Origin of the sequence: Streptomyces sp. LS1784, from assembly GCF_020103755.1 — a bacterium.
In the GTDB taxonomy this organism is placed as follows: Bacteria; Actinomycetota; Actinomycetes; order Streptomycetales; family Streptomycetaceae; genus Kitasatospora.
Genome location: NZ_JAHSQD010001261.1, coordinates 1 through 604, shown reverse-complemented (window position 1 = coordinate 604; position 604 = coordinate 1). Strand labels below are relative to the sequence as shown.

The window sequence follows — 604 nt, the reverse complement described above, 5'->3', positions numbered from 1 at the left end:
CCGAGGCCGGCCCCACCGCAGCCGCCGCGCACCGGTGCCGTGCCGCCCGAGGCGCACGACCGCAGCCGGGTCGAGGTGCGCCGCAGCGCCCGCCGCAGCCGTACCGTCTCCGCCTACCGCGAGGGCGACCGCACCGTCGTGCTGATCCCGGCCCGGATGTCGCACGCCGAGGAGCAGCGCTGGGTCGCGCAGATGCTGGAGAAGCTCGCCGCCCAGGAGTCCCGGCGGGTCCCGGGGGACGAGGCCCTGATGACCCGGGCCCGCGAGCTGTCGGCCGCCTACCTGGGCGATCGCGCCCGGCCCAGTCAGGTCCGCTGGGTCACCAACCAGAATTCCCGCTGGGGCTCCTGCACCCCCAGCGAGGGGACGATCCGCCTTTCTCACCGGCTCCAGGGCATGCCGGAGTACGTGCTGGACTACGTGCTGCTGCACGAGCTGGCGCACCTGCTGGTGCCGGACCACGGCCCGGCGTTCTGGGCCCTGCTGGAGGCCTACCCGCGGACCGAGCGGGCCCGCGGGTACCTGGAGGGCGTGGTCTCCGCCGCCCGGCTGCCGCACATCCCCGGCGCGCGGCACGCCGCCCCGGGCCCGGCCGGGCCGGGCC

1 protein-coding gene is annotated in these 604 nt (G+C 77.2%); it reads left to right on the top strand.

Annotated elements, in window-relative coordinates; all coding sequences use genetic code 11:
• On the top strand, positions 1–604 hold a 604-nt coding region (locus tag KS423_RS46870), incomplete at both ends, for a M48 family metallopeptidase (RefSeq protein ID WP_263455935.1).